This is a genomic window from Streptomyces sp. NTH33, assembly GCF_003236365.1.
Lineage (GTDB): Bacteria > Actinomycetota > Actinomycetes > Streptomycetales > Streptomycetaceae > Streptomyces.
Genome location: NZ_POTZ01000946.1, coordinates 1 through 1,070 on the forward strand (window position 1 = coordinate 1; position 1,070 = coordinate 1,070).

Annotated in this window: 1 protein-coding gene; it reads left to right on the plus strand. The window is 67.4% G+C overall.

Features of this window, described 5'->3' with window-relative positions; translation table 11 throughout:
• The first annotated feature begins 354 nt into the window (after positions 1-354).
• Positions 355-930 (plus strand): dCTP deaminase, encoded by a 576-nt coding sequence (dcd, locus tag C1I97_RS37720; RefSeq protein WP_111007345.1) that lies wholly within the window; start codon positions 355-357, stop codon positions 928-930.
• The last annotated feature ends 140 nt before the right edge of the window (positions 931-1,070 follow it).

Genomic DNA, 1,070 nt, shown 5'->3' on the forward strand with positions numbered 1-1,070 from the left:
GAAGTGGGTCCTGTGGGGTCTGAGTGCCAGGTGGTGGAGCTTCCTCCTGTCCCGTAATGTGGCTTTTGTCGTCAGGCGGCAAGAGGCCAGACGCGGTTCTGGGGAAGGGACTTGAGGGACCTGATGGAGCGCACCGTCGTCCGTTGTGCCGAGGGGCACGTGTTCAGTACCGCTTCGTTCCCGATGCAGCAGGCCGAGCGACTCGGCCCCTGCCGGCTCGTGAGATGTCCGCGGTGTGCCCGGCTCCGCAGTGCGGTGCCCGTGGCCCTCGGGAAGCGGTAGAGCATCGCGGTGACCGGCGCGTGGAGTCGTCCTGATTGTGGGGGCTCCGCGCGCCTTGCGTATCCTCGGGGCGTGCTTCTCTCAGACAAGGACATCCGGGCCGAGATCGACGCCGGGCGGGTGCGGATCGATCCCTACGACGAATCCATGGTGCAGCCGTCGAGTGTCGACGTGCGGCTGGACCGCTACTTCCGGGTGTTCGAGAACCACCGGTACCCCCACATCGACCCCTCCGTCGAGCAGCCGGACCTCACCCGGCTCGTCGAACCGGAGGGCGACGAGCCCTTCATCCTGCACCCGGGGGAGTTCGTCCTCGCGTCCACGTACGAGGTCATCACGCTCCCCGTCGACCTCGCCTCCCGGCTCGAGGGCAAGAGCTCGCTGGGGCGGCTCGGGCTCGTGACCCACTCCACCGCCGGGTTCATCGACCCCGGGTTCTCCGGGCACGTGACCCTGGAGCTGTCCAACCTCGCCACCCTGCCGATCAAGCTGTGGCCCGGGATGAAGATCGGGCAGCTGTGCCTGTTCCGGCTCTCCTCGCCCGCCGAGGCCCCGTACGGCAGTGAGCGCTACGGCTCCCGTTACCAGGGACAGCGCGGGCCCACCGCCTCCCGGGCCTACGTCAACTTCCACCGGACGCAGGTGTGAGAGAGCGGTTCTGAGAGTGCGGTACGTGAGCTTCCGTCCGCCTTGTCATCGCTCGATGGTGTGACGTTGGGGCATCGCTGCCGGTCAGGCGTTCGGGGTTCGCTTGAGTTATGGCATGAGCATGCGCAAGCCGTACCCGA